The following is a 23683-nucleotide window of genomic DNA, read 5'->3' as shown; positions in this document are numbered from 1 at the left end:
ACGGGTGCGGCCGCCGCGGCGCTCGGCCGGGTCGAGCGGGCCGTCGCCGGCCGGCTGGGCGACGCGCAGCCGCTGGTGCACGTGGTCGACGACCGGCTGGTCTGCGTGTTCGCCGCCCCCGACGCACGGGCCCTGGCCCAGGTGACCGACCGGGTGGCGGCCGAGCTCGGCCAGGCGTCGGGCTGGCAGCTGGCCGTCGGCCGGGCCCGCAGCGGACCGCGCGGCGTCCGGCCGTCGTACGAGCAGGCCCGCGACACCCTCGACGTCGCCGCCCAGCTGGCGCTCACCTCGACCGTCGTGACGTCGGGCGAGCTCGCGGTCTACCAGGTGCTGCTGCGCGACCGGGCCGCGATGGCCGAGCTCATCGCCACCACGCTGGCCCCGCTGGCCGATGCCCGCGGTGGCGCCGAGCCGCTGCTGCAGACGCTCGACGCGTACTTCGCCACCGGCGGCGTCGTCACCGAGACCGCCCGCCGCCTGCACCTGTCGGTGCGCGCGGTCACCTACCGGCTGGCGCGCATCACCTCGCTGCTCGACCGCGACCCCACCGACCCGCAGGACCGCTTCGCGCTGCAGGCCGCGGTGCTCGGCGCCCGCCTGCTCGGCTGGCCGGGCACGCCCCTCGATCCGCTCTGAGCGCGCGGTGCGATCATGGAGGAGCCGGCGCCACCCGCCGTGCCACCGACCCGAGGGGTTCACCATGACGCAGACCGACCGCCCCACCGAGACCGCCCTGCTCGCCGGCGGCTGCTTCTGGGGCGTGCAGGAGCTCGTGCGCAAGCAGCCCGGCGTGCTGAGCACCCGCGTCGGCTACACCGGCGGCGACGTGCCGAACGCGACGTACCGCAACCACGGCACGCACGCCGAAGCGCTTGAGATCGTCTTCGACCCGACGCGGACCAGCTACCGCGACCTGCTGGAGTTCTTCTTCCAGATCCACGACCCGTCGACCCGCAACCGCCAGGGCAACGACGTCGGCCTGAGCTACCGGTCGGCGATCTTCTACCTGAGCGACGAGCAGAAGGCCGTCGCCGAGGACACGATCGCCGACGTCGACGCCTCGGGCATCTGGCCGGGCAAGGTCGTCACCGAGGTCACCGCCGCCGGCCCGTTCTGGGAGGCCGAGCCCGAGCACCAGGACTACCTGCAGAAGATCCCGAACGGCTACACCTGCCACTTCGTGCGCCCGAACTGGAAGCTCCCGCACCGCGCGGACGCCACCGCCTGACCGCCGTTCCTGCGGCTGCGGCACCGTTCGCGTGGCGTGCACGCCCATCGAACGGTGCGCCAGCCAACTGAACGTGGCCCGCGGACGGGGCGCGGCTCGCCGTCCCGCTCAGCACCCCGGCTTCCTGCGGCTGGCGCACCGTTCCCGTGGCGTGCACGCCCATCGAACGGTGCGCCTGCCGACTGAACGTGGCCCGCGGACGGTCGGGTCAGGCGAAGAGGTCGTCGAGGTCGGGCAGGCGCACCCGCGCCGGGCCCGCCACCGCGGACGCCGTGGCGCGGGCGGGCTCGCGGCTGACGGTCTCGCAGTGGTCGGCGACCAGGTCGAGGAACCGGCTGCCGGCGGCGTAGGAGTGCCGGTCGTCCATCGCGCGGCGGCGGTGCGGCATGCGCAGCGGCACGTGCAGGCTCAGCTCGTCGCGGGCGCGCGTGACCGCGACGTAGAACAGCCGCTGCTCCTCGGCGACGCCCTCGGCGCTGCCGGTGGCCATGTCGGACGGGAACGCGCCGTCGACCAGCCCGATCACGTGCACGCGGTCCCACTCGAGGCCCTTCGCCGAGTGCACCGTCGACAGCACGAGGTAGTCGTCGTCGAGCTGCGGCGGGCCGGCGGGTGCGCCGGTCGAGGCCGGTGGGTCCAGGGTCAGCTGGGCGGCGAACGTCGGCAGGTCGTGGGCGGTGGCCGCGGCGTCGACCAGCCGCTCGAGGTCACCCACCCTGGACGCCGCGTCGACGTACCGTCGCTCGACGAGCGGCCGCAGCAGCCGCAGCGCCGCGTCGGCCTGCTCGTGCGGGCGGCCCAGCTCGCGCCCGGCGAGTAGCGCGGTCAGCGTGCGGTCGAGCGGCACCCGGCTGGTCGCGGGGGCCAGCGCCACGACGTCCTCGACCGAGGCCGTCGTCGGGTCGGGGTCGGTGCCGTCACCGGGCAGCAGCGCGCCGGTGAGCTGGCGCGCGGTCGCCGCGCCGACGCCGCGGTGCAGCCGCAGCAGCCGGAACCAGGCCAGCTCGTCCGCCGGGTTGCTCACCAGCCGCAGCACGGCGAGGAAGTCCTTGACGTGCGCGGCCTCCAGGAACTTCAGCCCGCCGAACTTGCGGAACGGCACGTGCCGCGCGGTGAGCTCGAGCTCGAGCAGGTCGCTGTGGTGCCCGGTGCGCATCAGCACCGCCTGGTCCTGCAGGCGCACGCCGTCCGAGCGGGCCTCCAGCACGGCGTCGACCACCCCGCGGGCCTCCTCGGCGGCGTCGTGGCAGCGCACCAGCCGCGGCCGCGGGCCGCCCTCGCGGTGCGGTCGCAGCGTCAGACCGAGCGCCGAGCCGGTGGGCCGGGCGGCGTTGGCGACGGTGACCACGGGCGGGCGGGAGCGGTAGTTCGTCTCCAGCCGCACCACGGTCGCGCCGGGGAAGCCGGTGGCGACGTCGTCGAGGTGGCCGGCGTCGCAGCCGCGGAAGCCGTAGATCGCCTGCGCGTCGTCGCCCACGACGGTGAGGCCGCGGCCGTCCAGGCGCAGCCGGCTCACGATGTCGACCTGCAGCTGGTTGACGTCCTGGTACTCGTCGACCAGCACGTGGTCCCACGTGCCGCGCACGGCCGGCCCGAGGTGCGGGTCGTCGAGCAGGGCGGCCCAGCCGAGCAGCAGGTCGTCGAAGTCGAGCAGCCCCTGCGCGCGCTTGCGGGCGGTGTAGGCGCGGGCCACCTGGCTCACGGCGTCGGCGTGCGGCGAGCACCACGGGAAGTGCTCGTCGAGCACGTCGCGCAACCGGGTGCGGGTGTTGACCGCCCGCGAGTACGCGTCGACCAGCGTGGCCGGGCGCGGCACGCGGTCGCGGCTGCCGCTCAGTCCCTGCTCGTCGCAGAGCAGCTCCATCAGGGTCGCGGCGTCGCCGGGGTCGAGCACGCTCATCCCGGCCAGGCCCAGCACGTCGGCGTGGACGGCGAGCAGGCGGGCGGCCACGGCGTGGAAGGTGCCACCCCACGGCGCCCGGGCCACGGCACCGCCGGGCTGCTCCAGCATCCGGGTGGCGCGCGACAGCATGTCGTCGGCCGCCCGCCGGGTGAAGGTCAGCAGCAGGATGCGCTCGGCCGGCACGCCGCGCTCCAGCAGCGACCCCACCCGGGCGGTCAGCGCGCGCGTCTTGCCGGTGCCCGCGCCGGCCACGACGACCAGCGGGCCGTCGCCGTGCTCGGCGACGGCCAGCTGCTCGTCGTTCAGTCCGTCCGCCCACATGCCTCGAACATACGTTCGAGAGACCGCGGCGTCCAGCAGGCTCGCCCTACGACGTGCGGCGGTCGCGGTCGTGCGGCTTGGTGAAGCGGGTGTGCCCGGGGTGGGTCCCCTTCAGCCCGAGCCCGTCGCGGTGCTCCAGCACGTTGCCGGGGGTGTCCTCGGTGGGCTTCCCCTGCGCCACCAGCTTGAACAGCGGCGAGACGATCGCGTCGAACACCCGCGGCAGCAGCGTGAACCCCAACGACATCAACGGGTTCGCGACGCCGACGTCGATCCGCCGCGGCGGGTCGGGCAGCGCCCCCACGATCTTGCGGGCCACGGTCTGCGGCGTGACGACGGGCGGCGGCGGCTGCCCGAGGTACCCGCTGCTGGTGGCGGCGAGGTCGTAGATCGGGGTGTCGACGCCGCCGGGGGTGACCAGGCTGACCCGGACGCCCTTGCGGTCGCGCTGCTCGATCTGCAGGTGCCGCACCAGCGACCGGATGCCCCACTTGCTCACGACGTACGGCGACATCTGCGGCACCGCCATGTTGCCGACGACGGACCCGACGATCACCAGCGTGCCGTGGTCGGCCGCGCGCATGGCCGGCAGCACCGAGCGGGCGACGTTCGCCGCACCGAACAGGTTCGTGGCGATCACGCCCTCGAACACCTCGGCCGGCACCTCCTCGAAGCGGCCGTAGCCCGCGACCCCGGCGCACTGGATGACGACGTCGAGCGGGCCGAGCCGCGCGCGGGTGCGCTCGACGGCCGCGGTCACCGCCTCGGCGTCGCGGACGTCGACCGGCAGCTCGAGCACGTCGGCCGCCCCGAGCTCGCGGCACTGGGCCGCGGCCTCGGCGAGCGGCCCGGCGCCGCGGGCCAGCAGGGCGAGGCGGTGCCCCTGCCCGGCCAGCAGGTGCGCGGTCGCCAGGCCGATCCCGCTGGAGGCGCCGGTGACGAGCACCGTCGACGGCGCCGAGCCGGTCACGGCTTCAGGACGACCTTCAGGCACCCGTCCTCCTTCTTCTGGAAGACCTCGTACATGTGCGCGGCCTCCTCCAGCGGCACCCGGTGCGTGGCCAGCGACTCCAGCCCGAGCGGGTCGCCGTCGGCGAGCGCCACGGGGAGGATGTCGTCGATCCAGCGCTTCACGTGGCACTGGCCCATGCGCAGCTGCAGGCCGCGGTCGAACATCTCCATCATCGGCATCGGGTCGAGCTCGCCGCCGTAGACGCCGCTGATCGACACCGTGCCGCCGCGGCGGCACGCCTTGATGGCGGTGTGCAGGGCGTCGAGCCGGTCGACGGCCATCTTGTCCATCATCGGGTCGGCGATCTTGTCGGGCAGCAACCCGACGGCCGCGTGGGCGAGCTTGGCGCGCGGCGAGCCGTGCGCCTCCATGCCGACGGCCTCGAGCGTGCCGTCGGCGCCGCGCCCGTCGGTCATGTCGATGACCGCCTCGGCGACGTCGTCGACCTGCGACATGTCGATGGTCTCGAAGCCCTGTGCCGCAGCGAGTGCGAGCCGCTCGGGCACGACGTCGACGCCGATGACGCGCTCGACGCCCAGGTGCCGCGCGACGCGTGCCGCCAGCTGACCGACCGGCCCGAGGCCCCAGATCGCCAGCGTGCCGCCCTCGGGCACGTCGGCGTACGCGACGCCCTGCCAGGCGGTCGGCAGGATGTCGGACAGGTACAGCACGCGCTCGTCGGCGACGCCGTCCGGCACCGGGATCGGGCCGAAGTGGGCCTGCGGCACGCGCAGGTACTGAGCCTGGCCGCCGGGCACCGAGCCGTACAGGCTGGTGTAGCCGAACAGCGACGCGCCCTTGCCCTGCTCCGTCACCTGCGTGGTCTCGCACTGCGCGTACAGGCCGCGGCTGCACATCCAGCAGCTGCCGCACGAGATGTTGAACGGGACGACGACGCGGTCGCCGGGCTTGATGTGCGTGACGCCGGCGCCGACCTCCTGCACCACGCCCATGGTCTCGTGGCCGAGCACGTCGCCGGGCGCCAGGTACGGACCGAGCACCTCGTACAGGTGCAGGTCGCTGCCGCAGATGGCCGTCGAGGTCACCTCGATGATCGCGTCGGTGGGCTCTTGGATCGTCGGGTCCGGCACGTCCGTGACCTGGACGTCACGTCGGCCCTGCCAGGTGAGTGCTCGCATGCCCTCGACCCTCGCACCGGTCGGCCCGGCCCGCCGCCCGAGACCGTGGTGACCGCGTCGTCCGCACCGGGTCCGCCGTCTGGGATGCTGCTGCCCCCTCCCCCGGCCTCCGGAGCGTGCCGTGCAACCCAGACCCGCGCTGGTCATCGACTGGGTCGAGTCCGCCGTGGTGCTCGCCGGCCGCGAGGGCATCACGCTGCGCGGCGTGCAGGAGTACGTGTGGGACCGCCTGCCGCAGTCGGTGCGCTCGACGCCCGACGTGCTCGCCGTGGGCGCCAACCTCAGCTCGGCGCTGGGCAGCCTGAAGCGTGCGAACCGCATCTGGTGGGACGCCGGCAGCCGGCGCTGGTTCTCGGTGACCGTCGAGCTCGACCGGCTGCCGTTCGACGTCGCCACGACCTGATCGCTTCTCCTCGGGAAAGACGCTTCGGGGCGACACACCGCAGAAGCGGTGCCATGGTGACCGGCGAGAAGCGGTCCAGCAGCGTGGCCGGTCGTGCGACTCCAGGGAGCTCCCGTGCGCACCCGCAACCTCGCCCACATGCTCGCCCCCGCGACGGTCCTCGCGCTCGCGGCCTGCGGCGGCGTCGGATCCGGTGGGTCCGGCGACGACGACACGAAGGCCTCCGGGGGCAAGGTCACGATCACGACCATGGGCTTCGGGACGCCGGACGAGATCGCGACGTCCCGCCTGAAGACGTACGAGTCCGCTGCGGACGGCGGCCCGGTGAAGGTCACCGAGGGCGGGTTCGACCAGCAGCAGTTCCTGTCGGCGGTCGCCAGCGGCAACCCGCCGGACGTCGTCTACCTCAGCCGCGACGACGTCGGTACCTTCGCCGCCAGCGGCGCGATCCAGCCGATGACCGACTGCATCAAGAGCGCGAACGTCGACATGTCGCAGTACCGCGCCCCGGCCGTCGCGCAGGTGACGCTGGCCAGCACGGTGTACGCCCTGCCGGAGTTCTACGGCCTGCGGCTGCTCATCTCCGACGACGACGTGCTGGCGAAGGCCGGCGTGCCGGTCTCGGACGTCGCGACCGGGGACTGGGACACGATCGAGGCCGCCAACGACCGGCTGACCAAGGGCAGCGGCCGCGGCCTGGACGTCATCGGCTACGACCCGCGGGTGCCCGACACGCTGCAGCTGTGGACCGCCGCGAACGGTGGCGAGATGCTCAGCGCCGACGGCCGGACGGCGAAGCTGAACGACCCGAAGGTCGTCGAGGCCCTGCAGTTCACCACCGACCTGGTGAAGCGCGAGGGGAGGTACTCGGACTTCAAGGCCTACCGCGAGAGCGCGGACTTCTTCGGCGCGAAGAACCAGTACGTGCAGGACCAGATCGGGGCCATGCCGATCGACGACTTCTACCTCAACGTGCTGGCCGACGTGTCACCGAAGACGAAGGTCACGGTGTCGCCGTTCCTCGGCCGCGACGGCAGGCCGGTGAACGTGTCCGGCGGGCAGGCGTGGGCGATCCCCAAGGGCGCGAAGCACGCGGAGCAGGCCTGCCGGTTCGCGAGGACGATGACCGCCGCCGACACGTGGCTCGCGGCGGCGAAGGCGCGCAAGGCGGCGCTCGACGCCAAGGGGTCGTTCTACCTCGGCACCAACACCGGCAACAGCAAGGCCGACGCGATGATCCGGGAGCAGGTGCTGGAGCCGACCGGGAACGCGGCGCTCGACGCCGGCGTCAAGGTGCTGCAGGCCGCGCAGGAGCAGGCGGTGCCGCTGCCGGCGACCGCGGCGGGCGCGGAGTTCAAGATCGCCTACACCGACGCCGCGACCCGGGTGCTGGAGGGGAAGCAGACGCCGCAGCAGGCGCTCGACCAGGCGCAGCAGGAGGCGCAGAAGGCCATCGACAAGGGCTTCGAGGCGATGAAGTGACCGCCGCGGCGACGGAGGGCGTGCCGCCGACCGCGGCCGAGGTGGCGACCTCGCGCGACCGTCGTCGCCCTCCGCGCGCCGGGCGCGGCACCCAGCAGCGCCAGCAGACGCGGGCCGCGCTGCTGTTCATCTCCCCGTGGATGATCGGGTTCCTCGTCTTCACGGCGGGCCCGATGGTCGCCAGCCTGGTGCTGTCGTTCACCGGCTACGACCTGGTGAGCTCCCCGCACTGGGTCGGTCTCGACAACTACCGCGAGCTGGCCGGCGACCCCAAGGTGCTGACGGCGGTGCGCAACACCGCCTTCTACACCGTGCTGCACGTGCCGCTGTCGATGCTCGTCGCGATGCTGCTGGCCCTCTCGCTGCAACGGCTCTCGCGCGCCCAGGGCTTCTTCCGCACGGTGGTGTACCTGCCGGTCATGACGCCGCCGGTCGCGATCGGCGCGATGTTCCTGCTGCTGCTGAACGGTCGCACCGGCCTGGTGAACGAGGTGCTCTCGTGGTTCGGCGTGCAGGGCCCGGCGTGGACGACGGACCCGTCCTGGATCAAGCCCGGCCTGGTGCTCATGAGCCTGTGGACCGTCGGCGGCACCGCGGTGATCTACCTCGCGGCGCTGAAGGACGTGCCGGAGCCGCTGCTCGAGGCGGCGCTGCTGGACGGCGCCGGCCCGTGGCGGCGGTTCCGCTCGGTGACGCTGCCGATGATCAGCGGCACCGTCTACTTCACGCTGATCGTCAACACCATCGCCTCGCTGCAGACGTTCAGCGAGGTCTACACGATGTACTTCGGCAACGCCGCCACGTCGTCCGGCTCCGGCGACGCGGCGCTCATGTACGCCGTCTACCTGTTCCAGCAGGCCTTCCAGTTCCTGCACATGGGGTACGCGTCGGCGATGGCGTGGCTGCTGTTCCTCGTCGTGATGGTCGTGACCCTGGTGCAGGTGCAGGTCGCCCGGCGCCGCGTCTACTACGAGGGAGGCTGACGTGGCCACCGCCGACGTCGCCGTCACCGCGCCGCCGTCCGGGTCGAGCCGGCCGCCCGTCGCCGAGGGACCGGGGCGTCGGCGCCGTCCGGTGACGAAGGTGCTCTGGGTGCTCGTGGTCGGCCTGCTGGTGCTGCTGCTGCTCTACCCGTTCGTCTGGCTGGTCAGCGCGTCGCTGAAGCCGCGTTCGGAGGTGTTCGACAACGGCCTGATCCCGAACCCGTTGCAGGCGAGCAACTACAGCGAGGTCTGGCAGACCACCTCGCTGCTCACCTGGCTGGTGAACAGCGTCGTGGTCGGGGTGGCGGCCGCGGTCGCGGTCACGATCAGCAGCGCGCTCGTCGCGTTCGGGTTCGCCTACTTCAGGTTCCGGGGCCGCAACACGCTGTTCGCGCTGGTGCTCGGCACGATGATGCTGCCCGGCACGGTGACGATGGTGCCGACGTACCTGATCTGGAACGAGATCGGCCTGGCCAGCACGCAGGTGCCGCTGTGGGCCGGCAACCTGTTCGCCTCGGCCTTCTACGTCTTCATGCTGCGGCAGTTCTTCCTCACCGTGCCGCGCGACCTGTTCGAGGCGGCGCGCATCGACGGTGCGAACCACTGGCGGCTGTTCCGCTCGATCGCGCTGCCGCTCGCCCGCCCGGCGCTGATCATCGTGCTGGTGTTCGAGCTGCGGGCGAGCTGGACCGACCTGGTGAAGCCGCTGATCTACCTGCGCGACCCGGCGCTCTACACCGTGCCGCGCGGCCTGAAGTCGGTGGTCGACCAGTTCGGCAAGGGCGGCGAGAGCCAGTGGGAGATCGTGCTCGCGGCCAGCGTGCTGGCGACGATCCCCATGGTGGTCCTGTTCCTGCTGGCGCAGCGGCACTTCGTGCAGGGCATCGCCACCACGGGCCGCGGCGGCAGCTGACGACGCCTGGCCGGGCGTCGGCGGCCGCAGGTAGGGATCGGCGAGCAGCCGGCGGAACGCCTGCAGCGACGCCTCGCTCGAGCGCACCTGCCAGTGCCGTTCCTTGCGGACGTCGAACCAGATGACGCCTTTGACGAGCGGGAACGACCGGCGCAGCGTCGGCACGATCGCGTCGATCCACGCCGCCTCGTCGCCGCCCCGGTCGTCGGTGGCCGTCTCGCCGATCAGCACCGGCTTGCCGAGGGTGGCCAGGTCGGCGTAGACCGGCGCGAAGACCTCCTCGAACGACCGCCAGGCGAACCCCTCCTGCGAGGTGCCCCAGTTGTAGCCGTCGATCCCGGTCCAGTCGACGTAGGCGTCACCCGGGTAGTAGTCGAGGGCCGGGGGCGCGCCGTCCGAGTCGGTGTCGTTCGGCGCCCACACCCACACGACGTCGCTCGCGCCGTGCGCCTCGAACACGTCGTGCACGTGCCGGTAGAACGCCACGTACGACGCCGGCCGGTGCCCGCCCCACGCCTCGTCGCCGTTCATCTCCGCCGCGAGGTCGACGAAGAACGGCCGGCCGATCCGGGCTGCGCCGTCGGCGACCCGGCCGAGGTACGCGTCGTGACGACCCGCCACGACCTCGTCGAGGTCGACGTCGAAGGGCTCCCAGTTCACGACCGGGACGCGCCCGGACGCCAGGTCGTCCTGGACGACGCCGTCCGCCGTCCAGTCGGCCGACCAGTCGACGTACGTCAGGTGCAGGCGGGGCGTCGTGCCGAGCCGGGCGTCGGTCGCGGCCGGCGTGCCGTCGCCGTAGTAGATGCCGCTCCAGGCACCGGACGCCGGCACCAGCGGACCGCGGACGCCCGTGACGGACGGCGTGGCGCCGTGCGACGGCGGGACCGCGCGCTGCTCGGGGGCGTGCGTGCAGCCGGCGGTCAGCAGGGCGAGCAGGGCGGCCAGCGCCAGCCGGCGCGTGCGCGGACGGGGGGCCGGGTGGCGGTGCACGCGACCAGCCTGTCAGCCGTGGCGGGGCGATCGCGCCGGGACGCACGAGCGGCCCACCCGATCGCTCGGGTGGGCCGCTCGGGGTGGTGCGTCGGTCAGCTGTCGCTGGCCTTCTGCTGCACGGTCTGCTTGGCGTCCTGCGCGTCGGAGCGGACGTCGACGGCGGCCTGCTGGCCCTCGCCCTTGACGGTCTGCGCCGCGTCGGCGGCCGACGACTTCAGCTGCTGGGCAGCCTCCTGCGCCGGCTCCTTGAGGTGCTGACCGGCCTCCTGCGCGACCTGCTTGGCCTGGTCGGCGAGGGGGGCCGCCTTCTCCTTGGCCGTGGCGGCCGCGGCGCGCTCGGCGTTCGAGGTCGGGATGAGCGCCGACACGAGCAGGCCCGCGCCGAAGGCGATCAGGCCGGCCGCGAGCGGGCTGCCCTGCGCCTGCGACTGCAGCTTGCCGGGCACGTCGGAGACGCTGCCGGCGGCACCGGAGGTCTTGTCGGCCACCGCGTGCTGCGCCTCGTGGGCGGAGCCCATGACCTTGTCCTTGGCGCCCATGACCTTGTCGCTGACCTTCGACACCTGGCGCTTGGCCACGTTCTTCGGGTTGGCGGTGTCGGCCAGCAGGTCGACGTCGTCGCTCATCTGGGCCCGGGTGCGCTCGATGTCGGCGCGGATCTCGTCGGGGGTGCTCATCGGTTCTCCTCCTCGTGGCCCTTGAGGGCCGGCGGGATCTTCTTGACGGTCTCGGTGGTGCGGTCCAGGCCCTTGACCTGTGCGAGCTGCTTCTTGCCGACCAGCGCCAGGACGCCGGCGATCACGGCCCAGAGGAGCATCACGATGAGCGCCGACCAGCCGCGGCCGGTGGCGTTGCCGAGGCCCCACCACAGCGCGATGGAGGCGAACAGCACCGCGAAGTGACCGGCGACGCCGGCCCCACCGAGCATGCCCGCGCCCTTGCCCGCCTTGCTGGCGGACTCCTTGGCCTCGGCCTTGGCGAGCTCGATCTCCTGGCGCACCAGGGTCGAGAGGTCCTTGCTCACGTCGCCGAGGATCGCCCCGATGGATGGGCGGTCGTCGGTGTGCGACGAGGTCGACGAGGTCGATGCGGTCGACGAGCTGCCGCCGACCGACGTCGCGCCCGCGCCGTAGGTCTCCTGCGTCATGAGGTCAGCCCACCACCCTGGGTGGACGTCGTGCCGGCGGAGACGCCCGCGGACCCGGCCGGCGGGTACTCGAGCTCGTCGGACGGCGTCCAGTCCCTGGGCCGCAGGTCGACGTCGCCGCCCGTGGTGCCCGCGGTGCCGGTCGTGCCGATCGTGCCGGCGAACTGCGAGGGGGTGCTGCTCGTGCTGGTCTCGGGCGGGCCGTCCTTCAGGCCGCGACCGAGCCGGCCGACGACGACGCCGGCGAGGGCGGCGATGCCGATGAACGCGCCGGGACGCTGGCGGGCGAAGGAGCGCACCTCGTCCAGCACGTCACCGGGCTCGCGGTCGTCGAGCCAGCCGGCGACGGTGTGGGTGCGGTCGGCGACCTGGCGGGCCAGGTCGGACGCGAGGCCCTGCTCCTGCGAGCCCTTGGCCATGTCGTGCAGCTCGTCGGCGAGGGCGCGCAGGCCGGTCGCGACCTTGGTCTGCTGCTGCGAGGCCTGGGTCTGCAGCTCGCCGCGGGTCTGCCCGATGAGGTCCTTGGCCTGCTGCTTCGCCTGCCCGGCGACGTCGGCGGCCTGGTCCTTGGCGACGTCCGCCACGTGCTTGCCGGACTGCACGGCGCTGTCCTTCACGTCCGCGGCCTGGCCCTTGGCGACGTCCTTCGTGCTGGTGCTCTGGCCGGTGCCGCTGGTCGCGCCGGAGTCGGCGAAGCCGTCGGTCGACGAGTACGACGTGGTGGGCGGGTAGGTCTCGCCCGTCACGGGCACGAGCGGGTCGTGGTTGGGGTCGGTCATGATGTCCGTCCTCGGGGTGCTTGGGGTCTCTTCGACGTGGATCACCCGGCGTGTTGCAGGCGTTCCTCGACCTCCAACGTGGCACGACACCACCGGCCCGCAACCCGGACGGCGTGTCGGGCAGAAACATCCGTTCGAGCGCGCGCGAACCCGTTCGCAGGTCTATGTTCTGCGGCTCGCGTCGCCCCGGGCATCGCACCCGTGCCCGCCTGGCGGCCCGCCTCCTCGCGGGTGAGCGTCGGGCGAGCGGTCGCCGCAGGCGTGGAGGCGTTCGAGCACGAACGTCGAGGAGGCCGAGACCTTCGACGTCGGCACCACCGTGGCCGTGGCCTCGGTCGACGACCACGACGCGCTCGTGCTGCCGGGCGGCACCACCGACCCCGACGAGCTGCGCACGGCCCGTGGACGCTCGTCGAGGCCGCCGGCCCGGTGTGACCCAGCCGTGACCGACCCGGGCCCGTCCGGGTGGCCTGGGGCACCGAAGGACCGGCGGGGCCCCAGGCCGGTGACGCTCCGCGGTCGTCCGTCACGAATCTGCAGACTGACCAATCCGCGGCGCGATCCGGCCCGAAGGCCCTTCGACAGCACAGAGCGTCCCACCGGGCGCCACCCGCACTCGAAGGAGCACTCGTCATGACCGCACGACGCACCACCCCCCGCCTCGCCCTGACCGTCGCCGTGGCCGGCGTCGCGCTCGCCGCGACCGCCTGCGGCAGCAGCGACAGCGACACCACGGCCGGCTCGGGCTCGTCCGCGTCGTCCTCGTCGTCGTCGTCGACCACCTCGGCCCCGATGACCTCGAGCCCCAGCACCGACGCCATGGGCGCCTCGCTCGTCGGCCCGGGCTGCGCCGACTACGCCAAGGCCGTGCCGGACGGCGCGGGCTCGGTCGAGGGCATGTCGCAGGACCCGGTCGCCACCGCGGCGTCGAACAACCCGCTGCTGAAGACCCTCACCGCGGCCGTCTCCGGCAAGGTGAACAAGGACGTCGACCTGGTGAACACGCTGAACAACGGCGACTTCACGGTCTTCGCGCCGGTCGACACCGCCTTCGCCAAGATCCCGGCGAAGACGCTGAAGACGCTGTCGGACGAGAAGGGCGGCAAGACCCTCTCGACGATCCTGACCTACCACGTGGTGCCCGGTCAGCTGAGCCCCGACATGGTCGCCGGCACGCACAAGACCGCCGAGGGCGAGGACCTGAAGGTCTCCGGCTCGGGTGACTCGATCACCGTCGGCGACCAGAAGGCCAAGGTCATCTGCGGTGGCGTCAAGACCGCCAACGCGACCGTCTACCTCATCGACTCGGTGCTCATGCCGCCGAAGATGAGCTGACGATCGACAGGGTGCACTGATCGGACAGCTGTCGGTGCAGCACAGCGGGGCGGTGACCACGTGGTCACCGCCCCGCTGTCGTGCTCGCCCGTGCCTAGCGCCGGCGGACGCCCGGCACCCGGCCGGCCAGGTCGTCGACCCGGGCCAGTCCGCGGGTCAGGCCGTTCGGCCCGCTCCGCCGCTCGATCTGCCGCCGGACGACGCGCAGCGCACCGAGCACCGCCGGCACCACCACGGCGAACAGCGCCCACTGGCGCAGCCTGCCGCTGAGGAAGACCCACACCTCAGAGGCCGAGCTTGCCCGCGATGCCGCCCGCGCCGCCGCCGCCCAGCAGCTCGGCGGGGTTCACGCCGAACTTGCCCAGCAGGTCCTGGTGCTGGTCGGTGTCGACCTGGTCGGGCAGCTCGGACTCCGCCTGCGCCGCCTGGTCGTGGTCGCCGCGGTTCTTGATCAGGTCGATGACGGTCTGCTTGTCGATCTGCATGGGTGCTCCTCGTGCTCTCGGGAGACGACCAGCTCGTCGTCCTCGCGGCCACGCTCGCGGCGGTGGCCGCACCTCGCAACCGCAGGGGCACGTGGCACCATCACGGGCGATGACGTCGCCCGACCTGACCCCCGACGAGCTGGCCTTCCTGCAGGCCGCGCTCGACCTGGCCCGCGAGGGCTCCACCGCCGAGCTCGTCGCGCTGGTCGAGGCCGGGCTGCCGGTGAACCTGACGGCGGGCTCCGGCGACACCCTGCTGGTGCTGGCCGCGTACCACCGGCACGCCGAGACCGTCGAGGCGCTGCTGCGGCTGGGCGCCGACCACACCCGGGTCAACGACCGCGGGCAGACGGCGCTCGGGTGCGCGGTGTTCCGGCAGGACGAGCCGTCGGTGCGCGCCCTGCTGGCCGCCGGTGCCGACCCCGCGCTCGGCCGGCAGTCGGCGTGGGCGGTGGCCGAGGTCTTCGAGCTGCCGGAGATGACGGCGCTGCTGCGGTCGGCCGAGTCGCCCGGCGGTCGGCGCGCGGACGACGGTGCCCCCGGTTAGCGTCGCCCGCATGAGCGAACCCACCAGCGACCGACCCCTCGCACTGGTCACCGGCGCGAGCAGCGGCATCGGCCTCGAGCTCGCCCACGAGTTCGCCCGCGCCGGCTTCGACCTGGTCGTCGCCGCCGAGGACGAGGGCGTGAACACCGCCGCCGCGACCCTGCGCGAGGACGGCGTCGACGTGCGCGCGATCCAGGTCGACCTGCGCTCGCACGCGGGGGTCGAGCGGCTCTGGGCGCAGGCCACCGAGGGCACCCGGGTGGTCGACGCCGTGGCGCTGAACGCCGGCGTCGGCCGCGGCGGCGCCTTCCTCGACCAGGACCTGCAGGACGTGTACGAGGTGATCGAGGTCAACGTGATCTCGACCGTGCACCTCGCCCGGCTGGTGCTGGCCGACATGGTCGAGCGCGGTGCCGGGCGGGTGCTGATCACCTCCTCGATCGCCTCGACGATGCCCGGCTCGTTCCAGGCCGTCTACAACGCGTCGAAGTCGTTCCTGCAGTCGTTCACCGAGGCGCTGCAGGACGAGCTGAAGGACACCGAGGTCACCATCACCGCGCTGATGCCGGGCCCGACCGACACGAACTTCTTCCACCGCGCGGGCATGGACGACACACCCGTCGGCCAGGGCAGCAAGGACGACCCCGCACAGGTTGCGGCACAGGGGTTCCAGGCCCTCATGGCCGGCAAGCCGAAGCTCGTCGCCGGGTCGCTCAAGACCAAGGCGCAGGGCGTGGCGAACGCCGTGCTGCCCGACAAGCTGAAGGCCGCCGCGCACCGCCGGATGGCCGAGCCCACCAGCGAGCAGGAGCAGTCGTGAGCACCGACGCGATCGTCGTCCTCAAGGACGAGCACAAGGAGATCCGCCGCCAGTTCAAGGCGTTCGAGCGCGCCGAGGACGACGTCGAGGAGCGCGGCCGGGTCGTCGCCCGGATCATCGAGCTGCTCACCGTGCACACGTACCTCGAGAACGAGGTGATGTACCCCGAGGTGCGCACGCTGCTGCCCGACCTCGAGGACGACGTGCTCGAGTCGTACGAGGAGCACCACGTCGCCGACGTCCTGGTGATGGAGCTGGCGGCCCTGCAGCCCGACGCCGAGCGGTACGTCGCGAAGACGACGGTGCTGATCGAGAACGTCACGCACCACATGGACGAGGAGGAGCAGGACTGGTTCCCGAAGGTGCGCGAGGGACTCAGCCGCAAGCAGCTGCAGGAGATCGGCGCCCGGATGCTCGAGCTGCGCGAGTCGGCACCGCGCTCGCCGTCGTCGCCGAAGGCCCTGAAGAAGGTCGTCGACGCGGTGATCGCCTGAGCACCACCGCGCCGCACGCCAGGGACCGCCAGCGCCTCCGGGTGCTGGCGGTTCCTGGCGAGCACCCGTACGTCGAGCACGTGCTCGAACCGGTGGACGGCGACCCGGTGGTCGACCGCGTGCCCGACCCCGGGTCGCTCGGGTCGGGTCGCCCGGCCGCCCTCTCGCCCGCGTGGGTCGAGCAGCACGCCCACGAGGTCGACCTGGTGCACCTGCACTTCGGCTTCGACGCGCTCACGCCCGCCGAGCTGACCGCCTGGACCGGTGCGCTGCGCCGGCACCGGCTGCCGCTCGTGCTGACGGTGCACGACCTGCGCAACCCGCACCACCGCGAGCCCGGGCCGCTCGAGCAGCAGCTCGACGTGCTGGTGCCGGCCGCCGACGCGCTGCTCACCCTGACCGGCCGCGCTGCCGACCTGGTGCAGCGCCGCTGGGGCCGGCGCGCTGACGTGCTGCCGCACCCGCACGTGGTGCCGGTGGAGCGGCTCGGCCGCGCCCGCCCGCCGCGCACCGAGCCCGGGCTGACGGTCGGCCTCGACCTGAAGTCGTTGCGCGCCAACGTGTCTGCGCTGCCGGTGACCCTCGCGGCGGTCGAGGCGGTGCGCACGGTGCCAGGCGCCCGGCTGCTCGTGGGCCTGCACCGCGAGGTGCTCGAGCCCGGCTTCCCGCGGGCCGACCCCGAGCTGGTCGAGACCCTGCGGCGGCTGCACGACGAGGGCGCGATCGAGCTGCGGCTGCGCGACCGGCTGGGCGACGACGAGCTGCTCGACCACCTGTCGCGGCTCGACGTGTCGGTGCTGCCGTACGCGTTCGGCACCCACTCCGGCTGGGTCGAGCTGTGCCACGACCTCGGCACCCAGGTCGTCGCGCCCCGGCTGGGCTGCTGGCACGACCAGCGCGAGCTGCTCGGCTACGACGTGGTCGACGGCGTGCCCGACGTCACGCAGCTGGCCGAGGCGCTGCAGCTGGCCGCCGGCCGCACCCCGGCACCCGCCGACCGCGTCGAGCGGCTTCGCGAGCGGGCCGACGTCGTCGCCGCGCACCACGCGCTGTACCGCCGGCTCGTGGGGCAGCGCGGCGGCAGCGACCTCGACGGCGACCGGCGTCCGGCGTGATCGGCTGGTACGTGCACCACCACGGCGCCGGGCACCGTCAGCGGCTCACCGCGGTCGCCGAGCACCTGCGCGAGCCGGTCACCGGCCTGAGCTCGCTGCCCGCCCCGCCGGGGTGGCGCGGCGACTGGGTGCTGCTGCCCCGCGACGACGGCCCGGGCACCGCGGACGCCGACCCCACCGCGCACGGGGTGCTGCACTGGGCGCCGCGCCACCACGAGGGCCTGCTCGAGCGCGCGGCCCGGCTCACCGGGTGGCTGCACGACGCCCGCCCAGCGCTGGTCGTGGTCGACGTGTCGGTCGAGGTGACGCTGCTGACCCGGCTCGCCGGGGTGCCGGTGGCCGTCGCGGCCATGCTCGGCGACCGCACCGACCGCGCGCACCGGCTGGCCCACGACGTCGCCGACCTGCTGCTCGCGCCCTGGCCGGCACGCACCGAGCCCGGCTGGCCCGACGACTGGCAGGCGAAGACCGTGCACGTCGGCGCGTTCTCGCGGTTCGACGCCGAGCCGCCGCCCTCGCCCGAGCGGCTGGCCGCCGCCCGGGCGGCCTGGCCCGCCGGCGCCGGACGCCGGGTGCTGGCGTTCTGGGGGTCGGGCGGCGACGACGTCGCGGTCGCCGACCGCAGCGCGGTGCGCGAGCGGACGGCGCAGGGCTGGCGCTGGCTCGACCGCGGCGGCAGCGCCCCCGCCTCCCCCGACCTGTGGGCCGAGCTGCACGCCGCCGACGTCGTGGTCACGCACGCCGGGCACAACGCCGTCGCCGAGGTGGCCGCCGCCCGGCGTCCGGCCGTCGTGGTGGCGCAGCGCCGTCCGCACGACGAGCAGGTGGCCCGCGCCCGGCTGCTGCACGACCAGGGCCTCGCGGTCGCGCTGGACGCCTGGCCGCGCACCGACGCCTGGCCCGCGCTGCTCGACGCCGCGGCCGACGCCGGCGGTGCCGCCTGGGCCCGCTGGTCACCCGGCGACGGCGCCCGCGCGATGGCCGCCGCCGTCGACGCCCTCGCCGCCACCCCCTCCCGCCGAGATGCGAGTAGCGGTTCACCGGGCTCCGCCCAGGTGAACCGCTCCTCGCATCTCGGCACAGAGGGGGCCGAGGAGGTGGGATCGTGATCGCACCGCACGAGGTGGCCGTCGTGACCATCGCGGCCGGGCGGCACGAGCACCTGCGCGGGCAGCTGGCCGGGCTGGCCCGCTCGTCGCAGCCGCCGGGGCGGCACGTGGTCGTGAGCATGGGCGACGACGCCGTCGCCGGCGTGGTGGCCGAGCACCCGGCGCCGTGGCCGCAGCCCGTGGTGCACGTCCCGGTCCCGGACGACGGCGAGCTGCCGCTGGCCCGGGCCCGCAACGCCGGGGTCGAGCGCGCGCTGGCCGACGGCGTCCTGCTGCTGGTGCTGCTCGCCGTCGACTGCGTGCCGTCGCGCGGGCTGCTCGCCCGGTACGCCGCGGCCACCGCGCAGGTGCCGGACGACGCGCACCCCGCGGTGCTGGCCGGTGCGGTGCACTACCTGCCCGAGCGCGGGCCGGAGGGGTACCCGGCCGAGGGGCTCGAGCGGCTGGCGCCCCCGCACCCGGCGCGCCCGGTGCCGCCGGACGGCGAGGTCGTGGTCGACCGCGAGACCCGGCTGTTCTGGTCGCTGTCGTTCGCGATGACCGGCGAGGACTGGGTGCGCACCGGCGGGTTCTGCGAGGACTACACCGGCTACGGCGGCGAGGACACCGACTTCGGCCGGCTCGTGGCGCGGGCGGGCGGCGCGATGGTCTGGGTGGGCGGTGCCGCGGCGGCGCACCAGCACCACCCCACGAGCTCACCGCCCGTGCATCACCTGGAGGCGGTGGTGCGGAACGCCAACCTGTTCCGCGCGCGCTGGGGCTGGTTCCCGATGGAGGGCTGGCTCTCGGCGTTCGCGGACGCCGGGCTGATCCGGCTCGACGAGCGCACCGGCGACTGGGCCCTGGTCGACAGCCGGCGGTAGAGCGCGACGTAGTCGTCGACCATGCGGTCGCGCGACAGGTGCAGGCGGGCGTGCTCGTGCACGGCGGTGCGGTCGAGGCCGACGGCGCGCGGCAGCTCGGCCGCCATCGCCGCGGTGTCGCCGCCCGCGACCAGCGCACCGGTCGGCAGCCGGCCGGGTGCGCCGTCGGGGCTGCCCAGCACCTCGGGCAGCCCGCCGCGCGCGAAGGCGACGACCGGGGTGCCGCAGGCCAGCGCCTCGGCGGCGACGAGCCCGGACGGCTCCTCCCAGTCCGGCGTCACCAGCACCGCGGCGGAGGCGCCGACCAGCGCCGCGAGCGCCGTGCCCGTGAGGTGGCCGACGTACTCGACGTCGGGCCCGAGCAGCGGGCGCACGACCTGGCGGAACCACGCGCGGTCGCTGATCGGCCCGGCCAGCCGCAGACGGTGCCCGGCGCGGCGGGCGGCCTCGATCGCGAGCTGGGGGGCCTTCTCGGGCACCATCCGGCCCGACCACAGCAGGGCGTCGCCGCCCGGGCCGGGCCGCCAGGTGCCGAGGTCGACGCCGTTCGCGACGACGGTGGCGCGGCGTCCGACGTGCGCCCACTGCTGCGCGGTGTGCCGGCTGACCGCCGAGAACGCGGTGGTGCCGTCGCCGGCGGCGTGCGCGGCCTCGAGCCACGGCGTCGGCGGGGTGTGCAGCGTGGTCAGCAGCGGGGTGCGCAGCGTGCCGGCCATGGCCATCGGCAGGTAGTGCAGGGAGTGGTCGTGCACGACGTCGAGGTCGTCGCCGAGCGATCCGGCCAGCGCCAGCATGAGGCGCAGGTAGGCGTGGTGCTCCGACATGAACTGCTGGGCGGGCATCGAGACGTCGGCGCGGGCCAGCTCGCTGGGGTCCCACCCACCGGCCGGGAACGCGAACCGCTCGTCGGCACCGTCCGAGCCCTCGGCCGCGAACAGCGACACCTCGTGCCCGCGTTCGCGCAGACCCGCAGCCAGGCCGGCGACCATCGCCTCGAGCCCACCGGCGAACGGCTCGCGCACGGGGAAGCGGGCGGGCGCGACGAGGGCGATGCGCAGCGGTCGGCGCGAGCGCCTGGGGCGCTCGCCGTCGGAGGGGACGGCGAGGCGGAGCACGGTGTCCTGGTCCAGCGAGTGCACGGGCCGCCTCTCGTCGCTCGGGTCGGCGCGGGGTGCGCACCTCGCGTCATGGTGGCGGTGCCGGGCCCCCGGGGCCAATCGAGCCGTGCGAACCGGTCAGGGTGCCGACCGCAGGCCGCTTCGTTACCGTCGCCGGTGTGCTCACCGCCACGCCGTCGTCCGCCGAGGCGGCCGAGGCGGCCCGGCGAGAGCACCACGGCGAGTTCTACGGCCTGCGTCCGCTGCCTGCGGACGACGGTCGCCCGCTCGTGACGGTGGCCGGCAACTGCCAGGCCGGGTCGGTGCGGGTGCTGCTCGACGGCGCGCCCTCTGCGCCCTGCCGCTCGGTGCGGGTGCCGCCGCTGCACGAGCTGACCGCCGCGGACGTGCCGCGGCTGCAGCGGCTGCTCGCGGCGTCCGACGTGCTGGTCTGCCAGCCGGTGCGCGACGACTACCGCGGCCTGCCGATCGGCACCCGCCAGCTGGCGAAGCAGCTGCCGGCGACCGGTCGCCTCGTGCTGTTCCCCGTCGTCCGGTACGCCGGGCTGCACCCGTGGCAGGTGATCGTGCGCACCGACGCGGGCGACCCGCCGGTCGTGCCGTACCACGACCTGCGCACGGTGGCCCGGGCCGCCGGGCTGGTGCTCGACCCGCCGACGAACGACACCGTGCGGGCCGTGACCGAGGCGTCGCTGGGCGAGCTGCGCACCCGCGAGCAGCGGCACGGCACCGTCGTGGTGAGCGACCTGCTCACCACCGCGGGGGCCGAGGCGGCGCACACGATCAACCACCCGGGCAACCAGGTGCTGATCGGCCTGGCGCGCCGCGTGCAGGCAGCGCTCGGCTGGGCGCCCGACGCGACCGACCCCGGTCGCACCCTGCTCGACAGCGTGCACGCCCCGCTCGACCCGCTGGTCGTGGCCGCCCACGGCCTCGACGTCGCACCGCGCCCCGACTGGGTGGTGGGCGGTCGCGCCGTGCCCGACGCGGACGTCGTCGAGGCGCAGCTGCGCTGGTACGCCGAGCACCCGCCCGTGGTGCCCGCGGCGCTGCAGCGGCACGCACCGCTGCTGCAGCTGCTCGGCGGGCGGGCCGCGTGAGCACGCACCACCTCGTCGTCGGGCCCCCCGAGCACGGCGTCACCCGGTGCGGGCAGGCGCACGCCGACGCCGATCTCGCGGCCGGGGCCGCGAGCGGGCGCACCCGCGTCGAGCGGGCGGTCGACCTTCCCGACCTGGCGTGGCTGCCCGACCTGCTGCAGCACGAGGCCGCCGGCCACCACGTGCACGCGCACGTCACCGACCGGCTGCTCGGCACCGACCCGCACCGCGCCCGCGAGGTGCTGCAGGCGCTGGCTGCGCGGGTGCCGCTGAGCGTCACGCTGCACGACCTGCCGCAGCCCGCGGACGGACGCTGGTTCGACGCCCGCCGGGCGCTGGCCGCAGCCGCCGTCGCGGGGTGCCGCCGGGTGGTCGTGTCCAGCGAGCACGAGCGGCGGCTGCTCGCCGCGTGCCTGCCGCCCGGTACCGACCTGTCGCACGTGCACGTGGTGCCGCTGCCGCTCGACGCCCACCCGGCCGGCCCCGGCCGGCCGCCGCACCACCCCGTCGTCGGGGCGCTCGGCTTCGTCTACCCCGGCAAGGGCCACGACGACGTGCTCGAGGCGCTGCGCGGGGTCGAGGGCGCCGAGCTGCTGGTGCTCGGCCGGGCCGCTGCCGGGCACGACGACCTGCTCGACGACCTGCACCAGCGGGCCGCGGCGCAGGGCACCGCGCTCACCGTCACCGGCTTCGTGCCGGACGCCGAGCTGCCGCAGCGGCTGCGCGAGGTGACGGTGCCGGTGGCGGCCAACCGCAACGTGTCGGCGTCCGGCTCGGTCGGCACCTGGCTGGCCGCGGGCCGTCGTCCGCTGGTGCGGCGCAGCGGCTACGCCGAGGAGCTCGCCGAGCGGCTGCCCGGGTGCCTGTGGCTGGTCGACGACCTGGTGGCCGACCTGCGCCGCGCCCTGGCCGACCCGTCGGCGACCTGGCTGCCCCCGGGCACCCGGCTGCACCCGACCACGGCCGAGGCCGCCGCCCTGGTCGCCGCCGCGCTGCAGGACGCCGCGTGAGCGACCCGTCCTCCGACGTCGCGGTGGTGGTGCCGTACTACGACGACCAGCGCGGCCTCGACCTCGTGCTGCGGGCGCTCGAGCTGCAGACCTGGCCGGCCGAGCGGCTCGAGGTCGTGGTGGCCGACGACGGGTCGCCGCAGCCACCCGACCTGGGCGACCGGCCCTACCGCGTGCGGCTGGTGCGCCAGGCGGACGACGGGTTCCGCGCGGCCGCCGCGCGCAACCTGGGCGCCGCCGCGAGCACGGCGCCGCTGCTGCTGTTCGTCGACGGCGACACCGTGCCCGAGCCCGGCTACGTCGCCGCGATGGCCGCCGAGCTCACCGCGCCGGGGCCCGCGCGGCTCGTCGTCGGCCGCACCCGGCACGCCGACCTCACCGGGTGGACGCCGGACCGGCTCGCCGGCTGGCTGACCGGCGCCCACGACGACGCCCCCCGCGAGCTGGCCGAGCCGCGGTGGCTGCTCGACGCGTTCGAGCGCACCGACGACCTGCGGCTCGCCGACGCCACGTCGTACCGGTTCGTGCTGTCGGCGGTGCTCGGCCTGCCGCGCGCGCTGTTCGAGCGGGTCGGCGGGTTCGAGGCGTCGATGCGGCACTACGGCGGCGAGGACCAGGAGCTCGCGAACCGCTGCTGGCTGGCCGGCGCCGACCTGCGGCACTGCCGCGCGGCGGTCGCCTGGCACGACGGGCCCGAGTTCGCCGAGCGCGACCACGACGACGCGCACGCCGCCCGCCGCGACGAGGGCCTGCAGCTCGCCGAGCTGGTGACCGACCCCACGGCCCGCGGCCACGGCCTGGTCTGGTCGCACCCGGACGTCGTCGTCCGCCTGCACGACGCCGGGCACCCGGTGCAGGACGTGCTGCTCTGCGTGCAGTCGCTGCTGCGCGACACCGACGCCGGCGTGTGGCTCGCCGACGGCGCCGCCACGCGCTCGACGCCGCTGGCCGGCGACCCCAGGGTGCACGTCGGCGAGCCGCCGGCGCCGGTGCTGCGCCGCTGCCGCACGCAGGTCGAGGTGCGGCAGCCGGTGGTGCTGCGCGAGACGCTGCTGCGCGGGCTGTGCGAGCGGGCGCCCGTCGACGTCGACGACCTGCTGCTGGTGCGCGGCAGCCGCGACCTCGCACGGGGTCGCGCCGACCGGCCCGAGCAGGTCACCGGCGTCGCGACGGCGCTGCACGACGTCGACGTCGAGCGGTTCTGGGGGCACCTGGCCAAGCACCCCGGGCGCACCGACTCGGCCGCCGCCGCGGCGGCTCGGCGAAACTGCGACAACCCACGACCTGCAACGGCCCACCCGCGGGCAGGCGCCGGTTAGCGTTCCCGCACGGGCCGCTCGCACCTCCCTCGGTGCAGCGGTACAGGGGCAGGCAAGCAGAG

General features: G+C 74.6%; 24 protein-coding genes and 2 pseudogenes. 16 read left to right on the top strand and 10 right to left on the bottom strand.

Annotated elements, in window-relative coordinates:
* Both ACYVI6_RS10180 and msrA read left to right on the top strand, forming a co-directional pair.
* Positions 1-636: PucR family transcriptional regulator (locus ACYVI6_RS10180; RefSeq protein ID WP_460446265.1), on the top strand; the 636-nt coding region annotated here is incomplete at its 5' end.
* A 64-nt stretch (positions 637-700) separates the two neighbouring features.
* Positions 701-1228 (top strand): peptide-methionine (S)-S-oxide reductase MsrA, encoded by a 528-nt coding sequence (gene msrA, locus ACYVI6_RS10175; protein ID WP_460446264.1) that lies wholly within the window; start codon positions 701-703, stop codon positions 1226-1228.
* Positions 1229-1436: 208 nt separating this feature from the next.
* Here the strand turns inward: msrA and ACYVI6_RS10170 are convergent, their stop codons facing one another.
* The 3 genes from ACYVI6_RS10170 to ACYVI6_RS10160 are packed head-to-tail and all read right to left on the bottom strand — an operon-like array spanning position 1437 to position 5603.
* A complete protein-coding gene (locus tag ACYVI6_RS10170) occupies positions 1437-3452 on the bottom strand; it encodes an ATP-dependent helicase (protein ID WP_460446263.1) in 2016 nt (671 codons plus the stop codon).
* A gap of 46 nt (positions 3453-3498) precedes the next feature.
* The gene (locus ACYVI6_RS10165) at positions 3499-4422 is read right to left on the bottom strand and encodes an SDR family NAD(P)-dependent oxidoreductase (RefSeq protein ID WP_460446262.1); all 924 of its coding nucleotides are present in this window, start codon (positions 4420-4422) and stop codon (positions 3499-3501) included.
* Positions 4419-5603 (bottom strand): zinc-dependent alcohol dehydrogenase, encoded by a 1185-nt coding sequence (locus ACYVI6_RS10160; protein ID WP_460446261.1) that lies wholly within the window; start codon positions 5601-5603, stop codon positions 4419-4421. The genes ACYVI6_RS10165 and ACYVI6_RS10160 overlap by 4 nt, the downstream gene beginning before the upstream one ends.
* A gap of 121 nt (positions 5604-5724) precedes the next feature.
* Here ACYVI6_RS10160 and ACYVI6_RS10155 point away from each other — a divergent pair, with 121 nt between their 5' ends.
* The 4 genes from ACYVI6_RS10155 (at position 5725) to ACYVI6_RS10140 (ending at position 9384) form a co-directional block, all read left to right on the top strand.
* The gene (locus ACYVI6_RS10155) at positions 5725-6006 is read left to right on the top strand and encodes a hypothetical protein (protein ID WP_460446260.1); all 282 of its coding nucleotides are present in this window, start codon (positions 5725-5727) and stop codon (positions 6004-6006) included.
* Positions 6007-6120: 114 nt separating this feature from the next.
* Positions 6121-7488 (top strand): ABC transporter substrate-binding protein, encoded by a 1368-nt coding sequence (locus ACYVI6_RS10150; protein ID WP_460446259.1) that lies wholly within the window; start codon positions 6121-6123, stop codon positions 7486-7488.
* Positions 7485-8471, top strand: coding sequence for a carbohydrate ABC transporter permease (locus ACYVI6_RS10145; protein WP_460446258.1), 987 nt, complete (start codon positions 7485-7487; stop codon positions 8469-8471). Before ACYVI6_RS10150 ends, ACYVI6_RS10145 begins: the two co-directional genes overlap by 4 nt.
* A 1-nt stretch (position 8472) precedes the next feature.
* Positions 8473-9384 (top strand): carbohydrate ABC transporter permease, encoded by a 912-nt coding sequence (locus ACYVI6_RS10140; RefSeq protein WP_460446257.1) that lies wholly within the window; start codon positions 8473-8475, stop codon positions 9382-9384.
* Positions 9385-9705: 321 nt separating this feature from the next.
* Here ACYVI6_RS10140 and ACYVI6_RS10135 read toward each other — a convergent pair.
* The 4 genes and pseudogenes from ACYVI6_RS10135 to ACYVI6_RS10120 form a co-directional block, all read right to left on the bottom strand.
* Positions 9706-10005 (bottom strand): annotated as a pseudogene (locus tag ACYVI6_RS10135) (glycosyl hydrolase); the annotation flags it as partial.
* Between the two features lie 467 nt (positions 10006-10472).
* Positions 10473-11057 (bottom strand): DUF3618 domain-containing protein, encoded by a 585-nt coding sequence (locus tag ACYVI6_RS10130; protein ID WP_460446256.1) that lies wholly within the window; start codon positions 11055-11057, stop codon positions 10473-10475.
* Positions 11054-11527 carry a phage holin family protein gene (locus ACYVI6_RS10125; protein WP_460446255.1) on the bottom strand — a complete coding sequence of 158 codons (474 nt, stop codon included), beginning with the start codon at positions 11525-11527 and terminating at the stop codon, positions 11054-11056. The genes ACYVI6_RS10130 and ACYVI6_RS10125 overlap by 4 nt, the downstream gene beginning before the upstream one ends.
* Complete coding sequence (locus tag ACYVI6_RS10120; protein ID WP_460446254.1) at positions 11524-12306, bottom strand: hypothetical protein; 783 nt, start codon at positions 12304-12306, stop codon at positions 11524-11526. Before ACYVI6_RS10120 ends, ACYVI6_RS10125 begins: the two co-directional genes overlap by 4 nt.
* 633 nt (positions 12307-12939) lie before the next feature.
* Here ACYVI6_RS10120 and ACYVI6_RS10115 point away from each other — a divergent pair.
* Positions 12940-13641, top strand: a complete 702-nt coding sequence (locus ACYVI6_RS10115; RefSeq protein ID WP_460446253.1) for a fasciclin domain-containing protein — start codon at positions 12940-12942, stop codon at positions 13639-13641.
* A gap of 94 nt (positions 13642-13735) precedes the next feature.
* Here ACYVI6_RS10115 and ACYVI6_RS10110 read toward each other — a convergent pair whose 3' ends face one another.
* Positions 13736-13924: a hypothetical protein gene (locus ACYVI6_RS10110; protein ID WP_284289680.1), complete on the bottom strand. Its 189-nt coding sequence runs from the start codon at positions 13922-13924 to the stop codon at positions 13736-13738.
* A gap of 1 nt (position 13925) precedes the next feature.
* Positions 13926-14126, bottom strand: coding sequence for a hypothetical protein (locus ACYVI6_RS10105; protein ID WP_460446252.1), 201 nt, complete (start codon positions 14124-14126; stop codon positions 13926-13928).
* A 109-nt stretch (positions 14127-14235) separates the two neighbouring features.
* On the opposite strand from ACYVI6_RS10105, the gene ACYVI6_RS10100 reads away from it, so the two are divergent.
* The 6 genes and pseudogenes from ACYVI6_RS10100 to ACYVI6_RS10075 all read left to right on the top strand — a co-directional run.
* Positions 14236-14673 carry an ankyrin repeat domain-containing protein gene (locus ACYVI6_RS10100; protein ID WP_460446251.1) on the top strand — a complete coding sequence of 146 codons (438 nt, stop codon included), beginning with the start codon at positions 14236-14238 and terminating at the stop codon, positions 14671-14673.
* Positions 14674-14683: 10 nt separating this feature from the next.
* Complete coding sequence (locus tag ACYVI6_RS10095; RefSeq protein ID WP_460446250.1) at positions 14684-15493, top strand: SDR family NAD(P)-dependent oxidoreductase; 810 nt, start codon at positions 14684-14686, stop codon at positions 15491-15493.
* On the top strand, positions 15490-15987 hold the full coding sequence (locus ACYVI6_RS10090) for a hemerythrin domain-containing protein (protein ID WP_460446249.1): 498 nt from the start codon (positions 15490-15492) through the stop codon (positions 15985-15987). The genes ACYVI6_RS10095 and ACYVI6_RS10090 overlap by 4 nt, the downstream gene beginning before the upstream one ends.
* An 80-nt stretch (positions 15988-16067) precedes the next feature.
* On the top strand, positions 16068-17102 hold the full coding sequence (locus ACYVI6_RS10085) for a glycosyltransferase (protein WP_460446248.1): 1035 nt from the start codon (positions 16068-16070) through the stop codon (positions 17100-17102).
* Positions 17099-18211, top strand: coding sequence for a glycosyltransferase (locus tag ACYVI6_RS10080; RefSeq protein ID WP_460446247.1), 1113 nt, complete (start codon positions 17099-17101; stop codon positions 18209-18211). The genes ACYVI6_RS10085 and ACYVI6_RS10080 overlap by 4 nt, the downstream gene beginning before the upstream one ends.
* A 119-nt stretch (positions 18212-18330) precedes the next feature.
* Positions 18331-18801: pseudogene (locus ACYVI6_RS10075) on the top strand (glycosyltransferase family 2 protein); the annotation flags it as partial.
* Between the two features lie 119 nt (positions 18802-18920).
* Here the strand turns inward: ACYVI6_RS10075 and ACYVI6_RS10070 are convergent.
* On the bottom strand, positions 18921-20132 hold the full coding sequence (locus ACYVI6_RS10070) for a glycosyltransferase (protein ID WP_460446266.1): 1212 nt from the start codon (positions 20130-20132) through the stop codon (positions 18921-18923).
* Between the two features lie 218 nt (positions 20133-20350).
* Between ACYVI6_RS10070 and ACYVI6_RS10065 the strand changes: the two genes are divergently transcribed.
* Genes ACYVI6_RS10065 through ACYVI6_RS10055 form a run of 3 tightly spaced genes read left to right on the top strand, consistent with a single transcriptional unit; the run spans position 20351 to position 23621 of the window.
* Positions 20351-21292: a WcbI family polysaccharide biosynthesis putative acetyltransferase gene (locus tag ACYVI6_RS10065; RefSeq protein ID WP_460446246.1), complete on the top strand. Its 942-nt coding sequence runs from the start codon at positions 20351-20353 to the stop codon at positions 21290-21292.
* Entirely contained in the window at positions 21289-22302 is a 1014-nt protein-coding gene (locus tag ACYVI6_RS10060) for a glycosyltransferase family protein (protein WP_460446245.1), read from the top strand. The genes ACYVI6_RS10065 and ACYVI6_RS10060 overlap by 4 nt, the downstream gene beginning before the upstream one ends.
* Positions 22299-23621, top strand: a complete 1323-nt coding sequence (locus ACYVI6_RS10055) for a glycosyltransferase family 2 protein (protein WP_460446244.1) — start codon at positions 22299-22301, stop codon at positions 23619-23621. Before ACYVI6_RS10060 ends, ACYVI6_RS10055 begins: the two co-directional genes overlap by 4 nt.
* The last annotated feature ends 62 nt before the right edge of the window (positions 23622-23683 follow it).

The sequence above is a fragment of the Angustibacter aerolatus genome, from assembly GCF_054776675.1.
The sequence above is the reverse complement of the archived record's forward strand: the minus strand, read 5'-3'. Positions and strand labels throughout refer to the sequence as shown.